Annotated in this window: 11 protein-coding genes; all 11 read left to right on the top strand. The window is 36.2% G+C overall.

Translation table 11 applies throughout. The features are described 5' to 3' along the window. Positions 1–138: 138 nt before the first annotated feature. The 11 genes from AABD74_RS17615 (at position 139) to AABD74_RS17565 (ending at position 23,953) form a co-directional block, all read left to right on the top strand. Positions 139–2,001 (top strand): six-hairpin glycosidase, encoded by a 1,863-nt coding sequence (locus tag AABD74_RS17615; RefSeq protein ID WP_406843746.1) that lies wholly within the window; start codon positions 139–141, stop codon positions 1,999–2,001. Between the two features lie 158 nt (positions 2,002–2,159). After that, positions 2,160–4,940: a glycoside hydrolase family 78 protein gene (locus AABD74_RS17610; protein ID WP_406843745.1), complete on the top strand. Its 2,781-nt coding sequence runs from the start codon at positions 2,160–2,162 to the stop codon at positions 4,938–4,940. Between the two features lie 310 nt (positions 4,941–5,250). Continuing rightward, positions 5,251–6,669, top strand: a complete 1,419-nt coding sequence (locus AABD74_RS17605; protein WP_406843744.1) for an acetylxylan esterase — start codon at positions 5,251–5,253, stop codon at positions 6,667–6,669. A gap of 250 nt (positions 6,670–6,919) precedes the next feature. After that, on the top strand, positions 6,920–9,370 hold the full coding sequence (locus AABD74_RS17600; protein ID WP_406843743.1) for a glycosyl hydrolase family 95 catalytic domain-containing protein: 2,451 nt from the start codon (positions 6,920–6,922) through the stop codon (positions 9,368–9,370). A gap of 163 nt (positions 9,371–9,533) precedes the next feature. After that, on the top strand, positions 9,534–11,102 hold the full coding sequence (locus tag AABD74_RS17595; RefSeq protein ID WP_406843742.1) for an MGH1-like glycoside hydrolase domain-containing protein: 1,569 nt from the start codon (positions 9,534–9,536) through the stop codon (positions 11,100–11,102). A 180-nt stretch (positions 11,103–11,282) separates the two neighbouring features. Then, on the top strand, positions 11,283–14,030 hold the full coding sequence (locus AABD74_RS17590; protein WP_406843741.1) for a glycoside hydrolase family 78 protein: 2,748 nt from the start codon (positions 11,283–11,285) through the stop codon (positions 14,028–14,030). 44 nt (positions 14,031–14,074) lie between these two features. Beyond that, complete coding sequence (locus tag AABD74_RS17585) at positions 14,075–14,905, top strand: BRO family protein (protein ID WP_111376745.1); 831 nt, start codon at positions 14,075–14,077, stop codon at positions 14,903–14,905. A gap of 260 nt (positions 14,906–15,165) precedes the next feature. Next, positions 15,166–16,311, top strand: a complete 1,146-nt coding sequence (locus AABD74_RS17580) for an exo-alpha-sialidase (protein ID WP_406843740.1) — start codon at positions 15,166–15,168, stop codon at positions 16,309–16,311. 170 nt (positions 16,312–16,481) lie between these two features. Then, a complete protein-coding gene (locus AABD74_RS17575) occupies positions 16,482–17,366 on the top strand; it encodes a sugar phosphate isomerase/epimerase family protein (RefSeq protein ID WP_406843739.1) in 885 nt (294 codons plus the stop codon). A gap of 228 nt (positions 17,367–17,594) precedes the next feature. After that, a complete protein-coding gene (locus tag AABD74_RS17570) occupies positions 17,595–20,324 on the top strand; it encodes a glycoside hydrolase family 20 zincin-like fold domain-containing protein (RefSeq protein ID WP_406843738.1) in 2,730 nt (909 codons plus the stop codon). A gap of 101 nt (positions 20,325–20,425) precedes the next feature. Further along, the gene (locus AABD74_RS17565; RefSeq protein WP_406843737.1) at positions 20,426–23,953 is read left to right on the top strand and encodes a malectin domain-containing carbohydrate-binding protein; all 3,528 of its coding nucleotides are present in this window, start codon (positions 20,426–20,428) and stop codon (positions 23,951–23,953) included. Positions 23,954–24,236 lie beyond the last annotated feature (283 nt).

Genomic DNA, 24,236 nt, shown 5'->3' with positions numbered 1-24,236 from the left:
GATCTGAGAATTAAAAATATAAATCTGCATAATCTGCTAAATCTGCGAGAGTAAATTCTTCCCGGAGATTTAGCAGATCAAGCAGATAAAAAATAATCTTTTTTAATCTGTGTAATCTGTGGCAAAAAAATAAATAAAATGATTGCTTTCCAAAACATAAAAACCAACATCATCACAGCCACAATCCTTTTGGCTAGCACGGCTGTAAATGCGCAGAACGACACAGTGCGTTATGTTGGAAAAACACTTTCAAACATCGATTATCATCACGGACAGTTAAGTCCAGCGGTTGGGGTTCACGCTACGCAAATTATGCGTGCAAGTCGTGAACACCCTGAAAAAGCAGATGGATTTGGATGGACATACAACCACCAGCCGATGATGGCGTATTGGAATAATACTTTTTATCTGCATTATTTAAGCGATCCTTCGGGCGAACATATTCCGCCAAGCCAGACTTTATTAATGACTTCTAAAGACGGCGTAACGTGGACAAAACCAGAAGTTATTTTTCCAATTTACCGTATTCCTGACGGATGGAAGAAAGAAGGAGTCGAAGGCGTTGCCAAAAACTTGGATGCGATTATGCATCAAAGAATGGGATTTTATACTTCAAAAGACAATCGACTTTTTGCTTTGGCATATTACGGAATCGCAATGGATAAAAAAGACGATCCAAATGACGGAAAAGGAATTGGACGTGTAATTCGTGAAATCAAGAAAGACGGAAGTTTCGGCGAAATTTATTTCATTAGATACAACAAAACTTGGGACAAATCGAAATCGAAATTCCCATTTTATACCGCATCAAAAGACAAAGGTTTGAAAAAAGCTTGCGAAGAAATCTTATCAGAACCTTTGGTTCTACAGCAATGGGTAGAAGAAGCCGATCGTGATGATGAATTGATTCCGTTACAGAAACCGTACAAAGCGTTTAGTTATTACCATTTGCCAAACGGAAATGTCGTTGGTTTATGGAAACATGCTTTAACATCCATCAGTAGAGACGGCGGAAAATCTTGGGATTATATGCCATTGCGTGCGCCAGGATTTGTAAACAGCAATGCTAAAATCTGGGGACAAAAAACGTCAGACAATCGTTATGCAACGTTTTATAATCCATCAGAATACCGTTGGCCATTGGCAATTTCTACAAGTGACGACGGTTTAAATTATAAAGATTTATTGTTGGTGCACGGAGAAGTAAGTCCGATGCGTTATGGTGGAAATTACAAATCGGCAGGTCCTCAATACGTTCGCGGAATTACAGAAAAGAACGGAACTCCGCCAGACGGAAAAATCTGGGTGGGTTATAGTATGAATAAAGAGGATATTTGGGTGGCATCGATTCCCGTTCCTGTTACTTCGGTAGTAACCGAAAATGTAAATGACGTTTTCAATAATCTTCCAGACGGACAAGAATTAAAATTATGGAATACGTACGACCTTTCTTGGGCATCAACAAAAATCGAAAAGAAAGCTGATGGTAAGAAATGGCTGACTTTAAGAGATCAGGATTATTTTGACTATTCACGTGCTGAAAGAGTTATTCCTTTTGCATCAAAAATGGAAGCTGTTTTCACCATAAAACCAGAACAAAATAATCATGGTTTATTACAAGTTGAATTTCAAAATAAGCAAGGTTTACCATCGGTAAGATTAATTTTTGATTCGGATGGAGAATTAAAGGTAAAAAATGGTGCGCGTTTGAGTTCGGTTACAAAGTACGAAGCAAACAAAGCATATACAATCACAGTTAAATTAGATGCTAAAAACCGTCAGTATACTATAAAAGTAAACGATGGAAAAGAATCAACAAAGATATTTTATGCGCCAACAGACGGTTTTGAGCGAATCATGTTCCGAACAGGAGAGCAAAGACATTCGCCAGATCCAGACACAGCGCCAGACACAGACGATTACGATGATCTGCCTCAAACAGGAAAATTAATTCCAGAAGCAGTATTCAATATCGAATCGTTGATTACGAAGAAGTTGTAGAGTAGAATAACCGTAATCTTGTCATCCTGACGAAGGAAGGATCACACAAGTAGCTCGACAATGATTGTCGATTAACTTTGAGGAGTTTCTAGTGTGATCCTTCCTTCGTCAGGATGACAAAAAATGAGAATAAGGATTCTGTATCCAAACAAATAATAATGAAGAATTTCAAAAACATATTATTAGGACTTAGCTTTTTAATCACGTTCATTTCAAATGGACAAATTCTGCCTGTACATTTAACTACAGAAATGGCTGAAAACCCATTAGCAGTTGTCGAGAATCAGCCGAAATTGAGCTGGCAATTGATTTCAAAAGAATCTGATGCATCACAAATCGCTTACATTATTTTGGTGGCTTCGTCAGAAGAAAAACTAAATAATGATGATGGAGATATCTGGAATACGGGAAGAGTAAATACAGATAAGAACCTGCATATTGTTTATAACGGAAAACCTTTAAAAAGCGAAACCAAATACTTCTGGAAAGTTAAAGTATGGAATCAGGAAGGAAAAATTTCAAAATGGAGTAAAACGGCTACTTTCAGAACCGCTTCTTTAGAATCAGATTTAAATCCGACTTGGATTGGTGCCATTACCAAAGCCGACAGCCATTTGCCAGAAGGAAGAAATTATCATACAGCGACTTTTAACAGAGAGAAAAAGAATTCGTTTATCAATGCTTCTGATTCTTTGGCACGCAGAAGTATTATGTTGCGTAAACCTTTCGAAGTAGAAAAAGCAGTCAAAGAAGCTGTAGTTTATATTTCAGGTCTGGGACATTACGAATTAACCATCAACGGGAAAAAAGTGGGTAACAGCCAATTTGCGCCTTTGTGGACAGATTATGATAAAACGGTTAATTATAATGTTTACGAGTTAAGCGCAAAAGAATTTCAAAAAGGCGATAACGTAATTGGCGTTTTGTTAGGAAACGGAATGTACAATACGCTTGCTGAAAGATATACCAAATTCTTCGTAAGTTTTGGTCCTCCGACTTTGTTCTTCAAAATGAAAATCAAATATAATGACGGATCAGAAGAAATTATAAAATCAGATAGAACTTGGAAATACAGCAAAAGTCCTATTACCTATAACAGTATTTTTGGAGGAGAAGATTACAATGCCAATTTAGAGCAAAAAGACTGGAATCGTAAAGGTTTCAAAGACAGAGATTGGAAAAAGGTTGTGGTTCAGGAAGCGCCAAAAGGAGTTTTACGACCACAGACAGCACCACCAGTTATTATTCAGAAGCAATACGAGGTTAAAACCGTAAAAGAACTGAAACCAAATTTCTATGTTTTTGATATGGGACAGAATCTTTCGGGATTTCCAACCATCAAAGTAAAAGGAAAAAAAGGACAATCAATTCGTGTTTGGGTTGCCGAAGGTTTAAATGAAGAAGGAACAATCGCGCAAGGAAGATCTGGAAAACCGTATTATTATGATTACACTTTAAAAGGAGACGGAACAGAAGAATGGACGCCAAAATTCAGTTTCTACGGTTATCAGTATGTTCAGATTGAAAATATTAATTATAAAGAAGATAAGAATAAAGATCTTCCAACTTTGGTTGATTTAAAATCGAATTTCATTTATAATTCGGCTGGAGAAGCAGGAAGTTTTGTATGCTCCAATGAGATTTTTAATAAGACACATGAACTGATTAACAACTCCATAAAAAGCAATTTCCAAAGCGTTTTTACCGATTGTCCGCAACGTGAAAAATTAGGCTGGCTGGAAGAAATTCAGTTAAATGGTCCCGGTTTGATGTTCAATTATAATCTTCAAACTTTCCTTCCAGCAACGATGCAGAATATTTCTGATTCACAAAGAGAAAATGGTTTAATTCCGACAATTGTTCCTGAATATGTAATTTTTGGAGGTGATTTTACCGATTCTCCAGAATGGGGTGTAACAGGTGTAATTCTGCCTTGGATGTATTATGAATATTATGGAGATGCTTCATTATTAGAAAAATATTTTCCTGTAATGAAGAATTACGTGGATTATTTAGGAACAAAAGCAACAAACCATATCGTTTCGCACGGATTGGGCGATTGGTACGATTACGGAACGCATCCTGCGGGATATTCTAAAAACAGTCCGATTGCGCTTTCTGCGACTTCTCATTACTACTATGGCGCTTATTTAGTTGCAAAAGCATCAAAATTATTAGGTAAAACTGAAGATTTTGAGAAATATAATATGTTGGCTTCAGAGATTAAAACGGCTTTCAATAAGGAGTTTTTCAACGAAGAAACTAAACAATACGGAACAAACAGCCAGTTTAGCAATGCCGTTCCGATATTTATGGATATCGTAGAACCGCAATATAAAGAGGCAGTAATGCAAAATCTTTTAGCTGATATCAAAGAAAAAGGAGATCGTTTGACAACGGGAGATGTTGGAAATCGTTATTTATTCCAGACTTTGGCAAGAAACGGAGAAAACGAAACGATGTATAAAATGCACAATCATTACGATGCGCCGGGTTATGGTTTTCAGATTAAATTTGGCTTGACCACTTTAACCGAACAATGGGATCCGAGAAAAGGAAATTCATGGAATCATTTTATGTTAGGACAAATTGAAGAATGGTTTTACCAAAGCTTGGCAGGAATTATGTCAGATCCTGAAAAACATGGATTCAAACATTTCTTTATTCAGCCGGAAGTAGTTGGAGATATGACTTTCGCGAAAGCGGACTATCAATCGGTTTATGGAAAAATTGCTTCTTTTTGGGAAAAGAAAGACGGTAAGTTTATTTTGACGGTTCAGATTCCGGTGAATACAACAGCGACAGTAAAATTACCGGTTGCTAAAAATTCGGAAATAAAAATGGATGGCAAAAGATTTAGGGCAGGTTTTGATGAAAAAGCCCAAAAGCCTGTTTTGGAATTAGGATCAGGAATTTATACAATAGAATGCACAATATAATGGGACACGGATGAAACGGATTCGCTATCGCGAAGACGCGGATTTATACGGATTTTTTTGTTCTATTTCAAGATGTAAAATTGAATTGCCTCCAGTTTTAACTGGAGGTTTAAGAAAACAAGACAAGCCGCAGGGCTTTAGCCAAACGACTAAGTTCGGCTAAAGCCAATGTAGAAATCAATAATATTTTCCTCCAGCTAAAGCAGGAGGCAATTAAAAAAAATAAAAAAATCCGCTTTAATCCGCGTCTTTACGAAGTAAATCCGTGTCATCAGCGTTCAATTTTAAGTTAGTTTAACACAACGAAACAATGAAAATTAAAAACATATATATAACAATTTTATTTTTTGCTTTGACATTTGCCAATGCACAAAGGACTTCTGATACTAATTTTAGAAAACCGGTATCAGAAACATTGAAAAAAATAGAATCTGTTTTTAACGTAACTATCAACGACGATAGAGGTTTATTAAAAGGAAAAGGACTTGATTACGCCGATTGGAGAATTGAACCTGGAAATTTAGCGCTTTCACTGACCAATATTTTGGCACCGTTTGAATTGATGTATTTCAAACAACCCGATGGAACCTACATCATACGCAAGTATGAAAACCATAAAGTTTCGGTAGATAAAGGAAAAGAGCGTTTGTTTTACTTAGAAAGCCTTTATTCGACCAAAGAAGAATGGGAGAAACGCAAAACGGAGTTAAAAGCTTGTATGATTGCATCATTTGGATTAGAAAAGGCGCCCCCAATGCCAAAATCTAAACCACTTTTAACTCCAAAAAGAATTTATAAAGATTACAGTGTTGAAAATATTGCTTTAGAAATTCTGCCAGGTGTTTATGCAACAGGATCGATTTACAAGCCGTATCCGTTAAATAAAAAAGCACCAGTTATCTTAACGCCTGACGGACATTTTGGAGATGGAAGATATAGAAAAGATGAACAGTACAGATGTGCAATCATGGCTAAAATGGGAGCAATTGTTGTATCTTATGATCTATTTGCCTGGGGAGAATCATTACTACAATTTCCGGAAGAAACGCATAGAAACAGCATTGCATCGACGGTTCAGGTTTTAACTGGAATTCGTTTATTGGATTATTTTGCTACCGTAAAAAATGCTGATATGTCGAGAGTTGGTGTTACTGGAGGTTCTGGCGGTGGTTCACATACCATGTTTTTAGCTGCCATTGATGATCGAGTAAAAGTTTCGGCTCCGGTTGTAATGGTTTCTTCTCATTTTTCAGGTGGTTGTCCATGTGAAAGCGGACGCGGAATTCACCTTTGTGGAAACGGAACAAACAACGCGGAAATTTCAGCTATGATGGCTCCAAAACCACAATTGATTGTTTCTGATGGAAAAGACTGGACTTTGGCGGTTCCGGAATTGGAATTTCCTTTTATTCAAAGAACCTATGAATTGTACGGAAAGAAAGATTTAGTTGAAAATGCTCATTTTGCGAAAGAAGGACACGATTTCGGAATCTCGAAACGTATGGCTTTGTATCCGTTTATGGCAAAATATTTAAATTTAGATTTGAATAAAGTGAAGAATGATAAAGGCGAAATCGACGAATCGACTTGTGTAATTGAACCAAAAGAAAAGTTGTTTGTCTTTGGAGATAAAGGTGAAAAATTGCCAAAAAATGCTTTAAAAGACATCAACAAATTATATGAAATGTTCGGAGAAAAAAATCTGAAAGTTTACGAGGTTAAGAAGTAAAATAGAAGTTGCCACTAATTACACGAATTGGCACGAATTATTTTTTTTGCCACAGATTAAAGGATTTCCACTGATTAAAATCTGCTAAATCTGCGGAAAAAATTACTCTCGCAGATTTAGCAGATTATGGAGATAAAAAAATCCAAATAATCCATTTAATCTGTGGCAAAACAAATTAGAGAAATTGAATTAAAAATTAAAAAAAGAAATTGGTGCAATTCGTGTAATTCGTGGCAAAAAAAAATATACTATGAAGTTAAAAATTAAAATAACGGCAATCTGTTTTGGAATTTTTTCCTTGACAGCAACAGCACAAAGTGACCTAAAACTTTGGTACGATAAACCTGCGTCTATCTGGAACGAAGCATTACCTTTAGGAAACGGACGTTTGGGGGCAATGGTCTTTGGCGATCCTGCAGTGGAACGTTTGCAATTAAATGAAGAAACCATTTGGGCAGGATCTCCAAACAGCAATGCACATTCCAAATCGATAAAAGCATTACCAATTGTTCGTCAGTTAATTTTTGACGGAAAATTTGATGAAGCTCAGGATTTGGCAACGCAGGATATCATGTCGCAAACCAATGACGGAATGCCATATCAGACTTTTGGAAGCGTTTATATTTCATTCAACGGACATCAAAAATATACCGATTATTACAGTGATTTAGACATCAGTAATGCAACAGCGAAAGTAAAATACAAAGTAAACGGCGTTGAATTTACAAGAGAAATTCTAACTGCATTTTCAGATCAGGTTATTGTAGTAAAACTTACTGCAAGTCAGCCGGGACAGATTACTTGTAATGTTTTCATGAACAGTCCGATTGATAAAACGGTTGCTTCGACAGAAGGAAACCAGATTATACTTTCGGGAGTTGGAACTAACTTTGAAGGCGTAAAAGGAAAAGTAAAATTTCAAGGCCGATTAACGGCGAAAAATAAAGGTGGACAAATTGATGCCAGCAACGGTGTTTTAAGTATCAACAAAGCCGATGAAGCGACTTTATACATTTCGATTGCAACCAATTTCAAAAACTATCAGGATATTTCGGGTGATGAAATTGCGAAAAGCAAAGACTATTTAGCGAAAGCAGAAACCAAAGATTTTGAAACGATTAAGAAAGCTCACGTTGATTATTATCAAAAATTCTTCAACAGAGTTTCTTTAGATTTAGGTTCAAATGATTTAGTTAAAAAGCCAACAGACGAAAGAATTAGAGATTTTTCAAAACAATTCGATCCGCAATTGGCTGCTTTATATTTCCAATTTGGTCGTTATCTTCTAATTTCGAGTTCACAGCCAGGCGGACAGCCAGCCAATTTACAGGGAATTTGGAATGATATGGTAACTCCGCCTTGGGATAGTAAATACACAACAAACATCAATGCCGAAATGAATTATTGGCCCGCACAAGTAACCAATTTGCAAGAAATGCACGAACCTTTTGTGCAAATGGCAAAAGAATTGGCTGTAACAGGCGCAGAAACGGCTAAAACAATGTACAATGCTAGCGGTTGGGTTTTGCATCATAACACCGATATTTGGCGAGTTACCGCTCCGGTAGATTCAGCAGCATCAGGAATGTGGCCGACTGGTGGCGCTTGGGTTTGTCAGGATTTATGGGAAAGATATTTGTATACTGGCGATAAAAAATATTTAGCAGAAATTTATCCGATTATGAAAGGCGCTGCTGATTTCTTTCTTGACTTTATGGTTATCGATCCAAACACAAAATATTTAGTGGTTGTTCCGTCAAGTTCGCCTGAAAACATACACGCGGGCGGAACAGGAAAAGCAACAATTGCATCGGGAACAACAATGGATAATCAGTTGGTTTTTGATTTGTTTACGCATGTTATTGAAGCTTCGGCTTTGGTTTCTCCAGATGCTGTTTATGCGAAAAAAGTAAGCGATGCTTTGGCCAAAATGCCTCCAATGAAAGTGGGAAAACACAATCAGTTGCAGGAATGGCAGGAAGATTGGGATAATCCGAAAGACAATCACAGACATGTTTCGCATTTGTACGGATTGTATCCGAGTAATCAGATTTCGGCCATTAAAACACCTGAATTATTTGAAGCGGCTAAACAATCTTTGATTTATAGAACAGACGAGTCTACAGGCTGGTCAATGGGATGGAAAGTGAATTTGTGGGCGAGATTATTGGACGGAAATCATGCGTATAAATTGATTCAGGATCAATTGCATTTGGTGACAGCAGACCAAAGAAAAGGTGGAGGCACGTATCCGAATATGTTAGATGCTCATCAGCCTTTTCAAATTGATGGAAACTTTGGATGCACAGCCGGTTTTGCCGAAATACTGATGCAGAGTCAGGAAGATGCGATTCATTTATTGCCTGCTTTGCCAACGGTTTGGAAAGACGGAAGTATTAAAGGTTTGGTTGCAAGAGGTGGTTTTGTAATTGATATGACTTGGAAAAACAATAAAGTTTCAGAGTTAAAAATCTATTCGAAAATAGGAGGAAATTGTAGATTGAAAGTTGAGAATACTTTAAAAGGTTCTTCGCTTAAAAAAGCAAAAGGAAAAAATCCGAATCCGTTGTTTTACGATGTAGAAGTAAAGAAACCGATTATTTCAAATGAAGCAAAATTGCCTAAAGTTCAATTGCCAACTTATAATATTTATGATGTGAATATGAAAGCAGGGCAGACTTATACTTTTTCGGGGAATTAATATTTTAAATAAAGTATAAGTCTAGTTTGTCATTCCGAGGAACGAGGAATCACACTAGAAACTCCGCACAGAATGTCACCAATCTTTGTCGAATCCCGCGTGTGATTTCTCCCTTCGGTCGAAATGACAAAACAGTACCAAAATAATAAAATAAAAATAGAATATGTTACAACATTTCAAACATAAAATAATAACACTTTCAATTTTAATCGCTTGTATAAATAGCGGTTGTAAATCAGGTGTAGGACATTCTCAAAAAGGAAAATCTGTTATTTTAAAAGAAAAAAATTTCAAACATTATGTTGATTATTTCAACACAATGGAAGATGAAAATTTAAAATTTGCGATTCCCAATGACAGTGCTTGGGCGTGGATGGAAAAGAATATTCCGCTGTTTGAATGTCCACAACAGAATTTTGAGGAAATCTATTATTTCAGATGGTGGAGTGTTCGTAAGCATATCAAAAATACTCCGCAAGGATTTGCTATTACAGAGTTTTTGGTTGACCGTTCGTATGCCGATAAATACAATATGATTAGTTGTGCTTTGGGACATCATATCAATGAATTCAGATGGGTTCATGATCCGAAATATATTGAGCAAGATGTGAAACTTTGGTATAGAGGCAATGATGGAAAACCAATGAATAAATTGTATAAATTCAGCAGTTGGACAGCCGATGCTTTATTCAATCGTTATTTGGTAAATAAGGATGAAAAATTCTTATTGGATTTGTACTCGGACATGGTTACAGATTATACCGTTTGGGAAAAAGACCGCCAACGTAAAGATGGTTTGTTTTGGCAGCATGATGTGAAAGATGGAATGGAAGAATCTTTAAGTGGCGGACGAAAAGTACAAAATGCAAGACCAACGATAAACAGTTATATGTACGGAAATGCTGTAGCGATTTCTAAAATGGCTGAATTGAAAGGCGATAAGGAAACAGAAACCAAATTCAAAGCGAAAGCTAACGTTTTACAGCAATTGGTAGAAACGAAATTATGGAATCAGAAAAGCGAATTTTTTGAAACTTTGACTGAAAAAGATACTTTAGCACAGGTTAGAGAAGCGATCGGATTTATTCCGTGGTATTTTAATCTTCCTGAAAAAGAAAAAGGTTTTGAAAAAGCCTGGGAACAAATTAAAGATGAAAAAGGATTTTCGGCTCCATTTGGTTTGACTACGGCAGAACGAAGAAATTCACGTTTTAGAACGCACGGAACTGGAACCTGTGAGTGGGATGGAGCGATTTGGCCATTTGCAAGTTCGCAGACTTTAACGGCTTTAGCTAATGTTTTGAATAATTACAATCAGAATTTTGTAGCCAAACCGGATTATTTCAAGCAAATGGAATTGTACGTTCAGTCGCAGTATTACAGAGGGAAACCGTATGTTGGCGAATATTTAGACGAAACAACAGGGTATTGGTTAATGGGCGACAGGGAAAGAAGCCGTTATTATAATCATTCCACTTTCAATGATTTAGTGATTACAGGATTGGTTGGTTTACGCCCAAGAGCAGATGAAAAAATAGAGGTAAATCCGTTGATTCCACAAGAAAAATGGGATTGGTTTTGTTTGGATAATGTTTTATATCATGGTAATATTATTACGATTCTTTGGGATAAAACGGGAGAAAAATATAAAAAAGGAAAAGGTTTTAGGATATTCAAAAATGGGAAAGAAATTGCAGTTTCTGAGAGATTGGTGAAGTTAGTTTCTCAATAAAATTAAAAATTGTTACGTAGAATTTTTCACGCAGATTTTAAACAGATTTTAGCAGATTAGAATAGATTTTTTGATGTATAATCTAATCTGTAAAATGATAATAAAAATCTGTGAACATCTGCTTAAATCTGCCAAATCTGCGTGAAACAAAAATTATCACAAAGACAATAAAATAAAATCATGAAAAAGTTTTTTTTACATCTTACCTTAATCATTTCACTTTTCACAATTTCGGCGAAAGCCCAAAACAAAATCATTGTGAGCGATTTAAAATGCGAAATGCTGACCAATCCGGAAGGAATTGACGTTCTGCAGCCAAGATTAAGCTGGAAAATTAAAGCAGAAATAAATGATGTAAAACAAACGGCTTATCAAATAACAGCTTCTTCAAGTTTAGAAAAGTTAAATGCCGGGAACGGAGATTTATGGGATAGCGGAAAAGTACAAAGTGACGCTTCTGTAAATGTAATTTATAGTGGAAAAAAGCTAAAAGACAGACAAGATGTTTACTGGAAAGTAACGGTTTTTACGAATAAAGGCGAGGCTCAATCAAAAGAAACAGCATATTTCAGCATCGGAATTTTAACTTATGCAGATTGGAAATCAACTCGCTGGATTGGATACGAAAAAACGTCTCCGGGAGATATTGTTTCGCAGTATTCTCGATTATCTGCCAGATATTTAAGAAAAGAAATCGACTTAAAAAAGAAAGTCAAAAGTGCCAAGGTTTATATCATGGGAATGGGCTTGTATGAGTTATATATTAACGGAAATAAAATTGGCGATCAGGTTTTAGCGCCCGTTCCTACGGATTACACCAAGAATGTAAAATACAATGTTTTTGATGTGACTTCGCAATTGCAGGAAGGAAAAAATGCATTGGGAACCATTTTAGGGAATGGACGTTTTTTTACCATGCGTCAGGATTATAAACCTTACAAAATCAAAACTTTTGGGTATCCGAAAATGGCTTTGCAGATGTTTGTAGAATATACAGATGGAAGTAAAGATGTGATTAGAACAGATGACACTTGGAAAATTACAACCGATGGTCCGATTTTATCCAACAACGAATATGATGGCGAAGAATACGATGCCCGTAAAGAAATGAAAGGTTGGAATACCATTAATTTCAATGATAAAAAATGGCTTTCGGCAGAATATGTTCAGGAACCGGGCGGATTTTACGAAGGGCAGATGTCGGCGAATATGAAAATTAAACGTGAAGTAAAACCGATTTCGATCAAACAGACATCAAAAGGAACTTATATCTTAGATATGGGACAAAATATGGTGGGCTGGCTACAGTTGAAAGCGAAAGGAAACGCTGGCGATAAAATTACCATGAAATTTGCTGAATCTTTACAGCCAGATGGTTCGTTATATATTGCGAATTTACGTGATGCCAAAACAACTGATATTTATACTCTAAAAGGAGAAGGAGAAGAAATTTGGGAACCTCGTTTTATTTTTCACGGATTCCGATTTGTTGAAATTTCGGGTTTTAAAACCAAACCGACTTTAGAAAATTTCGTTGGAAAAGTCGTTTACGATGATATCGCCACAACAGGAACTTTCGATTCTTCAAACCCAATTATGAATCAGATTTTTAACAATGCCTGGTGGGGAATCAGCGGGAATTATAAAGGAATGCCAATCGATTGTCCGCAGAGAAATGAGCGTCAGCCTTGGTTGGGAGACAGAACAACGGGAGCTTATGGAGAAAGTTTCTTATTTGATAATCAGACTTTATATGCAAAATGGTTAGATGATATTAAAAACTCGCAAACTATCGATGGCGGAATTCCAGATGTGGCACCAGCTTTCTGGCGTTATTATGGCGATAATGTAACTTGGCCGGGAACGTATATTACGGTCGCTGATATGCTTTATCAGCAGTTTGGAGACAAAAAAGTGGTTGAAAAACAATATCCGTCGATGAAAAAATGGATGGATTATATGGAAGAAAACTATCTGGTTGATGATATCATGACCAAAGATAAATACGGCGATTGGTGCGTTCCGCCAGAGTCCTTGGAATTAATTCGTTCCAAAGATCCTTCTCGTTTAACCGATGGTGAATTGATTTCGAGCGCGTTTTATTATCAGCTTCTAAATATCATGAAAAAGTTTGCTGTGATTGCCAATTCGCAAAATGATATTAAACATTATGACGAATTAGCTTCAAGAATAAAAAAAGCATTCAACGCTAAATATTTTAATTCATCAAAAAATGGTTACGCCAATAATACAGTAACGGCCAATTTACTGCCTTTAACTTTCGGAATGGTTGCAAAAGAATTAGAGCAAAAAGTTTTCGAAAATCTGGTGCATGAAGTGGAAGTAACAAAAAATGGCCATGTAAGTACAGGTGTTATTGGAACCCAGTTTTTAATGCGAACCTTAACCAATTTTGGACGTGGCGATTTGGCTTTCAAATTAGCATCAAACAAAACCTATCCAAGCTGGGGTTATATGGTCGAAAACGGTGCCACGACCATTTGGGAACTTTGGAACGGAAACACCGCAGATCCAGCAATGAATTCGCAAAACCACGTCATGCTTTTAGGTGATTTATTGATTTGGTATTACGAAAATATGGCAGGAATCAAGAGCAATCCAGAAACTCCGGGCTTCAAACAAATCATCATGAAACCAGATTTTAATGCCGGATTGACTTATGTAAATGCTTCATATGAATCGATTTACGGATTGATAAAAAGTGATTGGAAAAAAGATAAAAAAGCTTTGGTTTGGAATATTACGATTCCTGCAAATGCTTCAGCTTTAGTGTATTTACCAACAACAAATGTTTCAGCAATAACAGTGAATAAGCAAAAGTTAACTCAATTTTCTACTTCTATTAAAACGGATAATAATACTGTTGTAACATTACCATCGGGTTCCTATGTTTTGAGTGTAAAATAAGGAAGTTTTTTCGTACTATTGTAGACTATTGTAAAAAGTAATTCATGGATGCCATTAAAGTTTTTGAAGATAAAAAAGTACGAAGCCATTATGATACCGATAATGAAATTTGGTATTTTTCTATAGTGGATATTGTTGAGGCATTAACAGATTCTAAAAACCCGACAGATTATTTAAAAAAAATCAGAAAGAGAGATGTTGAACTTGGAAGTTACATAGGGACAAATTGTCCCCAGGTAACAATGCTGACTAATGGGAAAAAGCGTAAAACATTGGCAGGCAACGTTGAGAATATTTTTAGAATAGTACAATCCATTCCATCTCCTAAAGCTGAACCGTTTAAACAATGGCTAGCAAAAGTTGGTTATGAACGTATTCAGGAAATTCAAGATCCGGTGCAAAGCATTGATCGGGCGAGAGAAAACTGGAAACAACATGGAAGAAGCGAAAAGTGGATTCAGCAACGCATGATGGGACAAGAAACCCGAAATAAGCTAACTGATTATTGGAAAGAAGCGGGTATTGAAGAGAAAAATGAATTTGCAATTCTAACTAATATTATTCATCAGGAATGGACTGGTCTTTCAGTGAAAGAACATAAAGAAGCAAAAGGCTTAAAGTCACAAAATCTTAGAGATCACATGAGCGAGGCTGAACTTATTTTTACTGCGCTGGCTGAACTTTCAACAAGACAAATAGCCGAAAACGATGAAGCAAAAGGAATAATCGAAAATGCAGTGGCAAGCAAAAAGGGTGGAGCAGTGGCAAAAAATGCAAGAGTTGAACTGGAACAGCAAACGGGCAAAAATGTAGTGACAAATGAGAATTTTTTGCCTCCTGCAGACGAGAAAAAGACTTTACCTAGGAAGAAATAATATTTTTTTTTCTCAAAAAATGAACTCTTAGAAATATTACTTTGATGCAATAAAAAAATAAATGAGATTTCGGATATTACGTTTTCGTCAGGAAATTTTGCTATTAGCGTTAAATAATCTGCATTTTTAATAATTCGGGACAGTACAGGATGCATTGTTAATTTTTTGGTGTTATTTTTACACTTATTAAATATTTTTACCTAAAAAAATGTTGGGTATGTATTTATAGTCAAAAAAAATAATTCATAATTTAATTAAGAATGAAGTTAGCAAAATTAGCATTTGTCTTGTTTGGACTTTTCCTTTTAGGAAGCTGTAAATCGGCTTTAGAGAAAAAGACTTGGAAAGAAGGAATTTTAGTAGATCAATTTGTTTACGATAAAGCACCTTATCCGTCTTGTCACGCCATTACAATTGTCGAAGCTACAAATGGTGATTTAGTTGCCTCATGGTTTGGAGGAACGCACGAAAGAAATCCTGATGTTTGCATTTATGTAGCCATCAAACCAAAAGGAAGCGATACTTGGAACGAAGGCGTAAAAGTTGCCGACGGTGTCATGAAAGACGGGCCGAGATTACCAACTTGGAATCCGGTTTTGTATCAAATTCCGGGTGGCGATTTAATGTTATTCTACAAAATAGGACCAAAACCATCAGAATGGTGGGGCGTAATCAGAACTTCATCTGATGGTGGAAAAACGTGGTCTGAAGCTCAAAAAATGCCAGACGGTTTCTTAGGGCCAATCAAAAATAAACCAGTTTTATTAAGCAACGGAACTTTATTGTGCCCGTCAAGTATTGAAGGCGACGGATGGAGACTTCGTATGGAATCGACTCCAGATTTTGGAAAAACTTGGGTAATGGGCGATACGCTTCCGAGAGGAAAACAGAAAATCAATGCAATCCAGCCAAGTATTTTATTTCATAAAGATGGAAGTATTCAGGCTATCGGAAGAACAAGAAACAGAGCTATTTTTAGTACATTCTCAAAAGACAACGGAAAAACTTGGTCGGATGTAGAGTTAATAGGACTTCCAAATAACAACTCAGGAACTGATGCTGTTACACTTAAAGACGGCAGACATTTGTTAGTTTACAATCATGTTTTGCCTCCAGGAAAAGAAGCGAAAGGGCCAAGAACACCTTTGAATGTTTCGGTTTCTAAAGATGGAATCAATTGGAATGCCGCTTTGGTTTTAGAAGATTCAAAAATCAGTCAGTATTCTTATCCTTCAATGATTCAAAGCTCAGACGGAATGGTTCATATCGTTTATACTTGGAGAAGAGAAAAGCTGAAATATGTAAAAGTTGATCCGAGTAAACTGGTTGCGCTTCCAATCAAAAACGGAATCTGGCCGGGTGAAGAAGGTAAAGTAGTTACAGCTGTAAAAGCGGAAGAAGAGTAATAAAGATATAGCCACAGATTAAAAGGATTAAATGGATTAAAAAAAATCTGCTCAATCTGCCAAATCTGCGTGAAAAAAAATACTCTCGCAGATTTGGCAGATTTTGGAGATGGATGGATTAGAAAAAAAATCATTTTAATCCTTTTAATCAGTGGCAAAAAAATATAACCATGAAATCTAAAAGAAATTTATTTATTGCAATGCTTATTGTTGTATCGACAACATTCAATAGTTGTGTAACGGCTCAGTCTTCAAACAAAAAGCAAAAATACAAAGTGGCAGTTTGCGATTGGATGATTTTGAAAAGACAAAAATTAGGTGCTTTTGGTTTGGCTGCTGAAATAAAAGCTGACGGAATCGAACTAGACATGGGAGGTTTAGGAACTAGACCAACTTTTGACAGCAAATTGGGCGACCCAGTTGAGAGACAAAAGTTTTTAGATAAATCGAAAGAAACTGGGGTTGGAATCAGCTCGATTGCGATGTCTGGATTTTATGCGCAGTCTTTTGCCACAAGAGAAATCACACCAATGATTACGGATTGTATTCAGGCAATGAAAAACATGAATGTAAAAGTGGCTTATCTTCCGTTAGGAACTCAAACCGATTTGGTTAAAAATCCAGAATTGCGTCCAGAGGTAATTAAAAGACTGCAATGGGCAGGAAAAGAAGTCGGTAAAATTGGAGGAGTTATTGCTATTGAAACTTCTTTGAGTGCTACAGAAGAGAAAAAACTTTTAGATGAAGTCGGTTCAAAATACATTAAAAGCTCTTTCAATTTTGCAAATGCTTTAGATAATAAAAGAGATATTTCATCCGAATTAAAAATATTAGGAAAGAAATATTTGGCGCAGATTCACGCTTCAAATACCGATCAGTTTTGGTTAGAAAATGACAAAGCGATCGACATGCCAAAAATCAAACAAACTTTGGACGAAATGAAATGGAGCGGATGGCTAATTGTAGAGCGTTCTCGTGATGTAACGCAAGTGCATAATGTAAAAGCTAATTACGGAGCAAACGTAGCTTATTTGAAAAAGATCTTCCAGAATTAATTTATAGCCACAGATTAAAAGGATTAAAATGATTTTTTAAATCTGTGAAAATCCTTTTAATCTGTGGCTAAAGAATAAAATCTCACTTTTGTCATTTCGACGAAGGAGAAATCACATTAGAATTTCCGCCAAGTATATCGCCAATCTTTGTCGATTCCCGAGTGTGATTTCTCCTTCGTCGAAATGACAAACTAGATGGGGATTTTTAATGAATAAAATTAAAATACCATGAAATATTTACAATTACTTTTTTTATGTCTTTACGTCTCTTTCGCGACAGCGCAGAACATCACAGTTGTAAGTGATCCGAGTTCGCCTAGAGCAAAGTTTGGAGCAGCCAAATTATCTGAAATGCTTTCAGCAAAAGGATTCAGTGTAACTTCTTCTGATAAATTCAAAAAATCAAAGGATAAAGTAATTGTAATTGGAGAGAAAGGAACCGATTTCTGGAAGAAAAATGCTAAAAGTGCTAAAATTGATGACAGTAAATTAACGAAGAAAGAAGGTTTCCAGATTCGTACTCAAAATAATGCAATTTATATTGAAGGTACAGATGCTAGCGGAACATTGTACGGCGCGCTTGAATTGGCAGATCGCATTAAAACTTCAGGTCAGCTTCCATCAGAAATCAATATTGATGATAGTCCAGAAATGGTTTTGAGAGGAGCTTGCATCGGAATGCAGAAACCAGTTTATCTTCCAGGACGTGACGTTTACGAATATCCGTATACGCCAGAAACTTTTCCTTGGTTTTATGATAAAGCACTTTGGATTAAATACTTAGATATGTTGGTAGAAAACCGCATGAACTCTTTGTATTTATGGAACGGACATCCGTTTGCTTCTTTGGTAAAACTAAAAGAATATCCGTTTGCTGTTGAAGTAAGCGACGAAGATTTCAAAAAGAATGAAGAAATCTATAAATTCTTAACCGTTGAAGCAAACAAACGTGGAATCTGGGTAATCCAGATGTTTTACAATATTATTGTTTCTAAACCTTTTGCAGAACATTACAATATTAAAACTCAAGATCGTTCGCGTCCAATTACACCGTTACTTTCAGATTATACCAGAAAATCTATTGCTGCTTTTATCGAAAAATATCCAAACGTAGGTTTAATGGTTTGTTTGGGCGAAGCCATTAATACCGTTGATGATGATGTAGAATGGTTTACCAAAACGATTATTCCGGGTGTTCGTGATGGTTTACAGGCATTAGGAAAAACAGAAGAACCGCCAATTATCCTTCGTTCTCACGATACAGACGGGCCTTTGGTAATGGAAAAATCACTTCCATTATATAAAAACTTATATACAGAAAGCAAATATACAGGAGAATCTTTAACGACTTATACGCCGGGTGGACCTTGGGGAGAAACGCATAAACAATTAAGTGCTTTAAAATCAATTCATATTGAAAATGTTCATATTTTGGCAAACTTAGAGCCTTTCAGATATGGTTCTCCAGATTTTATTCAAAAAACGGTTAAAGCGATGCATAGTGTTCATGGAGCAAATGCGCTACATTTATATCCGCAGGCATCTTATTGGGATTGGCCTTACTCGGCAGATAAAACAAAATCAGGAGAACGTTTATTAGAAATGGATCGTGACTGGATTTGGTACAAAGCTTGGGCAAGATACGCTTGGGACAGTAAAAGAGATCGAAACGAAGAAGTTAAATATTGGGATAATGATTTAGCTGCGAAATTCGGAACAACTCAAGAAGCAGCAAATAACATTCTAAAAGCTTACGAAGAAACTGGAGAGATTGCTCCAAAAACCTTAAGACGTTTCGGAATCACAGAAGGAAACCGTCAAACTTTATTGCTAGGAATGTTCGAAAGCCAATTGATGAATCCGTCAAAATGGAGAGTTTATCCTGGATTCCATGAATCTTGCGGGCCAGCGGGCGAATTACTTTTAGAATATGCCAAAAAAGAATGGAACAAAGAACCACATTCAGGAGAACTTCCTACTCAGATTATTGCTGAAATTACTGAACACGGAAGATTAGCTGTTGAAGCCATTGATAAAGCAGAAGCAAGTGTAACGAAAGACAAAGAAGAATTTGGACGTCTTAAAAATGATATCCATGCTTATAAGGCTTTCGCCGATTTTTTCTCAGAAAAAGTAAAAGCAGCTTTATTGGTTTTAAGATACAGTTATTCAAACGATATTACCGATTTAGACAAAGCGATGCCTCATTTGGAGAAAAGTATCGAGTATTACGAATTATTGGTAAACCTGACGAAAGATACGTATTACTATGCCAACAGTATGCAGACCGCTCAACGCAGAATCCCAATTGGAGGAGACGACGGAAACAACAAAACCTGGGCTGAATTATTACCGCATTACGAGCGTGAATTAGCTAATTTTAAAAGAAATTTGGAGAAATTAAAATCTTCAAAAGACGGAAAAATTGAAACCAAAGAAGGAAAACCGTGGAAACCTGTCGAAGTAACTTTTATCAATGAAAAGCCAGGAACTTATTTAGTAAAAACGGGAACAAAAGTATACGGAACAGATATTTCGGAGTTAACTAAAATTGCTCCTGAACTTCAAAACCTAAGAGGATTCTCATTTGTAGAAAACGATCAAAATGAAAAAGGAACACATTTGAAGTTTAGAAACACAAAAGCGGTTAAATTAGTGGTAGGATATTTCAATTCAGATCAGAAGAGATTCTTATTACCACCAAGTTTGGAGACAGATGCAGCAGGAAATGCGCACGGTCAAGCCGAAGTGATTCTGGCAAGTGCCATGAATTTGAAAGATTTGCCACGTGTAAACATTCATACTTATACTTTTCAGCCGGGTGAGAATAAATTAGATTTAGGTAAAGGAAAAGTATTAATTTTAGGTTTCATCGACGCAGATCAAACCATAACACCACGTGATGTTGGGTATATCAATGCAGGAGAAAAAGCAGCTATTGATTGGTTGTTTTATTAGCCTATGCGTTCCTGCAAGGTTTTCAAAACCTTGTAGGTATTATAAATGGACGTTAAAAGTAAACCTACAAGGTTTTGAAAACCTTGCAGGACATAGAAAATATGAATAGAATAGTTTTTTTTATTTTTTGTTTTTTTTCAAGTCTTTGCTTTGTTTGGAGTCAGAGCAAAGATTCGGGGAAGTTTCGTAAAGAAATTTCACTGAATTCGTCTTGGGAAACCGTAATACTGGATAATCTTCCGCTGAAAGAAGAAGATTTTGTAGAAAATCCAAAAACTGATTCCAATTGGCAAAAGGTTAGTGTGCCTCACAATTGGGATCAGTATTATGGTTTCAGAAGAACAAAACATGGAAATTTGCATGGTACTGCTTGGTATAAAAAGACACTAAAACTCGATAAAAAAGACAGTTCAAAACAACATTTTCTTTATTTTGAAGGTGTAAGTTCTTATGCAACGGTTTGGATAAACGGTAAAAAAGTAGGCGAACACAAAGGCGGAAGAACTACTTTCACTTTAGACATTTCCAAAGCAGTTTCTTTCGACAAAGAAAATACAATTGTAGTAAAAGCATCACATCCATCATTTATTGCCGATTTGCCTTGGGTTTGCGGAGGCTGTTCTGGAGAATGGGGATTTTCTGAAGGTTCTCAGCCAATGGGAATTTTTAGACCAGTTTCTTTGGTAATTACAAACGATGTTAGAATTCAGCCGTTTGGCGTTCATATTTGGAACGACAAATCGGTTTCCAAACAAAAAGCGATTCTTCATACCACTACAGAAATCAAGAATTACAGCACTTCACAACGAAACTTAATTGTCGAAAATATCCTTTTGGATGCTTCAGGAAAGAAAGTTGCTATCAATAAAAGCGATAAAAAAATAAATTCGGGAGAAACAAAGGAAATAGCACAGACACTTCCTGAGATTAAGAATCCAAAATTATGGTCGCCATCCAATCCGTATTTGTATAAATTGGTGACTTCAATTTATGAAAATGGAAAAATAATCGATCAGTTAACAACGCCTTATGGAATTCGCTGGGTAAGCTGGCCGGTTAGCCGTGATGGAAAAGACAATCGTTTTTTCATAAATGACGAACCTGTTTTTATAAACGGCGTTTGCGAATACGAACATTTAATTGGAAAAAGTCATTCGTTTTCAGACGAAATGATTCATTCCAGAATCGAACAAATCAAAGCAGGCGGATTTAACGCTTTTAGAGAAGCGCATCAGCCTCATAATTTATTATATCAAAAAGAATTAGACGAAAACGGAATCTTATTTTGGAGTCAGTTTTCAGCACATATTTGGTACGATACGCCTGAGTTTAAAGAAAACTTCAAAACCTTATTACGAGAATGGATTAAGGAACGAAGAAATAGTCCATCTGTTGTCATGTGGGGATTGCAGAATGAAAGTACGATTCCGAAAGAATTTGCTGAAGAATGCACGCAGATTATCCGAGAAATGGATCCGTTATCAGCTTCTCAAAGGATTGTAACAACTTGTAATGGCGGAGAAGGAACCGATTGGAATGTCGTTCAAAACTGGTCGGGAACGTATGGCGGAGATCCGTTAAAATACCATCTGGAAATGACCACTCAGTTATTAAACGGAGAATACGGCGCTTGGCGTTCAGCCGATTTGCATACAGAAGGAGAATTTGACCAAAAAGGAACTTTGAGCGAAAATCGTTTTTCTCAATTAATGGAAATTAAAGTTCGTGAAGCCGAATCGGTTAGAGATAAAATTGCGGGACAATTCAACTGGCTTTTTGCTTCACATGAAAATCCGGGAAGAGTACAAAATGGAGAAGGATTTAGAGATATTGATAAAGTTGGTCCGGTAAATTACAAAGGACTTTTTACGATTTGGGGCGAACCTCTGGATGCGTTTTATATGTACCGCGCAAACTATGTTTCGAACAAAACCAATCCGATGGTGTATATCGTTTCGCATACTTGGCCAAGCCGTTGGGAAAAGCCGGGAATCAAAAACGGAATCGATATTTATTCCAATTGTGACGAAGTAGAATTGTTTAATGATGTCAATAAAACTTCTTTAGGAAAACTAAAAAATCCAGGAATTGGACAGCATTTTCAATTCTATAATGTCAATATTCAGTACAATGTTTTGTATGCTGTTGGCTATGTAAACGGAAAAGCTGTTGCTAAAGATTATATTGTTTTAAATAACTTTCCAAAAGCACCAAGTTTTGATGCTTTAACATCTGATAAAACTGATATTACAAAAGCCCAAAGCGGGTATAATTATATTTACAGAGTAAATTGCGGAGGTTCTGAATTGACAGATTCTGCTGGAAATACTTGGTTAACGGATACTCATAAGAACGGACAAAATACTTGGGGCTCTTTATCATGGACAGATAATTTTGAAAAGCTGCCTGATTTTTTTGCCAGTCAAAGAACTACTTTTGATCCAATTAATGGCACAAAAGATTCTGAGTTATTTCAAAGTTTTAGATATGGTGTTGATAAATTGCGTTACGAATTTCCTGCACCAGACGGAGAATATTTAGTAGAATTATATTTCACAGAACCTTGGTACGGAACTGGTGGTGGAATGGATTGCAAAGGGTGGCGTTTGTTTGATGTTGCCATCAATGATAATGTTGTTTTAAAAGATTTCGATATTTGGGCAGAAGCAGGACATGATAATGCGTTGAAGAAAACATTCAAAGTAAAAAGCATAGATGGAAAAATTGTGATTTCGTTTCCAAATGTAAAAGCTTCACAAGCGATTATTTCTGCGATTGCGATTGCAACAAAAGATATTCATGCAAGACCAGCTTCAGAATCTTTAAAAAACATTCAGAATTTGCTTTTAGATTCTTATGATAAAACCAACAGAATAGCTTCATGGCTGGATATTAATTCAAAACAATATTCTGATTCTGATGTTGTTTTTACCGAATTGCCTTCTGAGGTTTTTGGAGCAGATTATTTACAGTTTTCTTCTCATTCTAAAAATAATGGTTCGTTTACTGCTAAAGAAGAATCGACAGTTTATATTTTAGTTGACGATAAAAAGAAGACATTAAAAGGGCTTTCGGATTATAAAAAAATAGAGGAAAAAGCGAAAAACAACAATGGAATTTCGTTTGATGTTTTCACTAAAAAAGTAAAGAAAGGCGAGAAGGTTCTTTTTGATAATTCGGAAAACATAAACACAATTGCTGTCGTTCCAACTTATGACATGGGAGAAAAAGACGATTCAAGATCTGTTGTAATTATAGAAGCAGAAAAGACAAAAACAACGGGAACAGGAATCGAGAAAGGAAATTTCAAAAAAGCTGATTATATCGAGTTTACAAAAAAGACAAACAACAGCATAGAGTTTGAAGTAAAACCCGGAGTTGCTGGAATTTATTTAATGCGTTTTCGATTTATGAATAAAAATGAAACTCCGATGAAAGTGAAATTCAAAATGGAAGATGCGTACGGAATTTTAATGCGAAATGATACGATTGAGTTTTTTCCATCACCTGAAAAATGGAAGATTTTGAATACAACTTCTGGGGGTTATATTAACGCAGGAACGTATAAAATTACATTGGAAGGTGATGATTTGAAGGGATTAATGCTGGATAATTTCGAATTTCAGTAAATGATGGTTTGCCACAAAGGCACAAAGACGCGAAGATTTGTTAACGAATTTTTATTGTAGAGACGCACCACAGTGCGTCTACGCCCCAATTGTCCATACTGTGTGTTATGCACTGCTGTGCGTCTCTACGTTAAAACGTTGCAATTATAACGTTCAGTTTGTCATCCTGAGGAACGAAGGATCACACTCGAAACTCGACAAAGATTGGAGATTTAGTTTGTGTGGGCTCCGACTTCGCTCAGCCTGACAAAATGGTGTCAAAAAAACGATTAGAATAAAAACA

The organism is Flavobacterium soyae (assembly GCF_045348165.1).
Lineage (GTDB): Bacteria > Bacteroidota > Bacteroidia > Flavobacteriales > Flavobacteriaceae > Flavobacterium > Flavobacterium soyae.
The sequence above is the reverse complement of the archived record's forward strand: the minus strand, read 5'-3'. Positions and strand labels throughout refer to the sequence as shown.